The organism is Hominisplanchenecus sp. (genome assembly GCF_046967715.1).
In the GTDB taxonomy this organism is placed as follows: domain Bacteria; phylum Bacillota; class Clostridia; order Lachnospirales; family Lachnospiraceae; genus Hominisplanchenecus; species Hominisplanchenecus faecis.
In genome coordinates this window covers 6,394-9,908 of record NZ_JBKVNQ010000077.1, presented here as the reverse complement: position 1 = coordinate 9,908, position 3,515 = coordinate 6,394, and the positions used below count along the sequence as shown (strand labels likewise).

Genomic DNA, 3,515 nt, shown 5'->3' with positions numbered 1-3,515 from the left:
AGACTTCAGAGTTTCCTGAGTAAAGTTCTTTAAAGAGAATTTATCGAAATACAGGAAACGGCATGGGTGTCAGAAAAGCTCCGGTGCCGTTTTTTTATGCTGACAGATGAAAAATTATGCGAAAAGAAATGCTTGCATATTAAACAGGCATCGCTATAATAATAGAAGAAACGTAATGATACAGTGTGGCAGGAGCATTTGCTGTCCGGACTGTAAAAATCTAAAAGCAAAGTGGTGGATAAAATTGAACTATACAGAAGCAGTAGAATATATACTTAATGTACCAAAATTTACGACAAAAAACAAACCGGAACATACTGTAGAGCTGTTAAAAAGACTGGGACATCCGGAGTGCGGCATGAAGGTGATCCATGTTGCAGGAACCAATGGAAAAGGTTCTGTCTGTGCCTTTCTTTCAGAGATGCTGACACTGGCAGGCAAAAAGACCGCTCTTTTTACCTCTCCGCATCTGGTTCGGATCAACGAACGTTTCCAGATCAACAATGTACCGATCAGCGACGAGCTTTTTCTGGAATCTTATCAGAAAGTACAGGCAGCCATTGACGGCATGGTAAAAGACGGACTGCCGCATGCAACTTATTTTGAGCTGCTCTATGCGGTTGCCATGGTTGCTTTTCAGAAAGAAAAGGCAGAATACGTGGTTCTGGAGACCGGTCTTGGCGGAAGACTCGATGCGACCAACACGATCGAACATCCGATCGCAACGGTGATCACTTCGATCAGCCTAGATCACACGGAGATCCTCGGAGATACGATCGAAAAGATCGCAGGGGAAAAGGCCGGGATCATCAAAGAAGGTGTGCCGGTCATCTACGACGGCAGAAACGAAGAGGCAGAAAAGGTCATCAAAAAGAGGGCCAAAGAGCTTCACGCACCGGCGTTTGCACTGAAAGAAGAAATGTATGAAATTTTGGGAAACACGGACAAAAGTATTGATTTTTGCCTGAATTGTGGGTATTATGAACATGCAAAAGTGACCGCACCTTATCTTGCACCATATCAGGTGGTGAACAGTTCTCTGGCACTGCTTGCCATGGATGTGATCGATCCGAAACAGGAGATCTCGCAAGATCTTCGTATCCGGGCGATCAAAGAGACAAAATGGCAGGGACGTATGGAGACCGTTCTGCCGGGTGTGATCGTGGATGGGGCACACAATGCGGATGGTATCGCACAGTTTGTAAAGACCGTGCAGAGCGTACAGGAGCGTTATCGGATCGTACTGCTGTTCTCCGCTGTGGTAGAGAAAAATTACGAAGAGATGATCCACACGATCTGCAGCCAGACGACACCGTCTGCGGTGGTAGTCACGGAGATCAAAGGCGACCGCATCGTGCCGGCAGGGGAGCTTTCCGAAGTGTTTGCAAAATACACAGACGCACAGATCGTAACGGAACCGGATATCGAGAAAGCGTTTGAAAGGGCATGCACCCTTCGACAGGACGGACTTTTGTTCTGTGCGGGATCTTTATATCTGGTAGGGGAGATCAAAGAAATCCTGGAAAAATGCAAGGCATGACAAAGGAGCAGATTTTATGATTAATTACGAAGAAGAATTAAAAAAATTTCATTCCAGCCTCGATGTGAATGAAGCAGAAGATGCCATCTACAATCGGGATCTGACGGATATCACCGATATTCTCAAAGAGCTGATGAAAGATGAAAAAAAGAAGATAAGAAGATAAGGGGACAGCATGAATTGTATTTACTGCGGAACTCCATTATCCGATATTGATTACTGTACCGGATGCGGAGCGGACATTACGATACTGAAACGTGTGGCACGTATTTCCAATCTGCTTTACAACGAAGGATTGGACAAAGCACGCGTCAGGGACTTGTCGGGAGCGATTAAATCACTGAAGAGAAGTCTTGAGTTCAACAAAGAAAATAAAGATGCAAGAAATCTTCTGGGACTGGTCTATTTTGAGTCAGGTGAGGTTGTATCTGCACTGACCGAATGGGTGATCAGCAAAAATATGAACCCGGATGACAATCTGGCGGAATACTACATAGACAAGCTGCAGTCCAACAAAAACAAGCTGGATACGATCAATCAGACGATCCGCAAGTACAATCAGGCACTGGTCTACTGCCGTGAAGATCATGATGATATGGCAATGATCCAGCTGAAAAAAGTACTTTCCCAGAATCCAAAACTGATCAAGGCATACCACCTTTTAGCGTTGCTTTATCTGAAACATCAGGATTACGAAAAAGCAAGAAAACTGCTCAAAAAAGCAGCATTCATTGACACAAACAATACAACGACACTCCGCTATCTCCAGGAAGTGGAGCTGGCGACCGGTATCAGCACCAGTCTGGATGTCAAACGTAAGAAAAAATATGCAAAAGAAAAGGTTGATCGCTTAAGCGGCACGGTAACCTACATGAACGGCAATGAGATGATCATCCAGCCGACAACGTTCCGTGACAGCTCGGCGGTTGCCACGTTTATCAATATTTTCCTCGGCATTGTACTCGGGGCAGCTGTGGTGTGGTTCCTTGTTGTACCATCGACACGTCAGAGCATCTATGAAAAGGCAAATGCACAGGTAACGGATGCCAACTCCCAGATGGCGGCTCAGGTTTCAAGGGTGCAGGGACTGCAGGAAGAGATCGACGGCTATCAGAGCAAGGTCGATGCAGCGAACAAGGCAAAAGAAGAAGCGGATAAAAAGGCAGATTCTTATGATGAGATCCTGCAGGCAGCCAATTATTATCTGGCAAACGATATGACAAAAGCAGCGGATGCGTTCAATCAGATCGAGGAGAGCAGCATGACCGGAAAAGGTCAGGAGCTGTATGCGACACTGAAAACGGCTCTTGCGGACTATGTGTTTACGGAGGCCTACAATGCAGGGGCAACGGCGTTTGCGTCCGGAGATTATAAAACAGCGATCACACAGCTGAAAAAGGCGACCGAAGCCAAGACAGATGATTTCAATGCTTGGTATTATCTGGCATTTTCTTACCGTAACAACAACGATACGAAAAAGGCGAACAAGATCTTCCGGCAGATCGTACAGCAGTTCCCGACACAGGCGGCAGCTTATAATATTTCCGGCTACATCACAAGCGATACTTCATCGGGCAGCAGTACGACAAATGCTACACAGGATACGACGACCGGAGGAACGGACACCACAAATACAGCCGGAACAACCGATACCACAAATGCAGCCGGGACAACGGATAACACCACCGGGGCGGCTGATACGACCGGAAATGATACGACCGGAAATGATACGACCGGCAACGATACCACAGGCGATAACGGTACTGCGGATATCAACAACATGTTTGGCATCGAATAAGAAAATATGAAATACAAAAGAGAAGCTTACACAGATCGAAAAAGATCGGTGAGGGCTTCTTTTTTTATCTTAGTCGGAGAAGACTCCCTATAAGTGGCGAGCAACAAATTTGTCTTAGTGGAAGTGCAATCTCCGACTAAGATAAACGCTCCGCGAGGGCACACATTGTCCAGTGGA

At 46.1% G+C, this 3,515-nt stretch carries 3 protein-coding genes; all 3 read left to right on the top strand.

Features of this window, described 5'->3' with window-relative positions; translation table 11 throughout:
• The first annotated feature begins 244 nt into the window (after nt 1–244).
• The 3 genes from ACLTL4_RS10160 to ACLTL4_RS10150 are packed head-to-tail and all read left to right on the top strand — an operon-like array spanning nt 245 to nt 3,338.
• A complete protein-coding gene (locus ACLTL4_RS10160; protein WP_226911810.1) occupies nt 245–1,540 on the top strand; it encodes a bifunctional folylpolyglutamate synthase/dihydrofolate synthase in 1,296 nt (431 codons plus the stop codon).
• A 16-nt stretch (nt 1,541–1,556) separates the two neighbouring features.
• On the top strand, nt 1,557–1,706 hold the full coding sequence (locus ACLTL4_RS10155) for a hypothetical protein (RefSeq protein WP_022119312.1): 150 nt from the start codon (nt 1,557–1,559) through the stop codon (nt 1,704–1,706).
• Nucleotides 1,707–1,715: 9 nt separating this feature from the next.
• Nucleotides 1,716–3,338, top strand: a complete 1,623-nt coding sequence (locus ACLTL4_RS10150; RefSeq protein WP_412290823.1) for a tetratricopeptide repeat protein — start codon at nt 1,716–1,718, stop codon at nt 3,336–3,338.
• Nucleotides 3,339–3,515 lie beyond the last annotated feature (177 nt).

Excerpts from the sequence above, each read along its gene's own strand:
- ACLTL4_RS10155 (WP_022119312.1), top strand. The coding sequence starts at position 1,557 with ATGATTAATTACGAAGAAGAATTAAAAAAATTTCATTCCAGCCTCGAT.
- ACLTL4_RS10150 (WP_412290823.1), top strand. The coding sequence starts at position 1,716 with ATGAATTGTATTTACTGCGGAACTCCATTATCCGATATTGATTACTGT.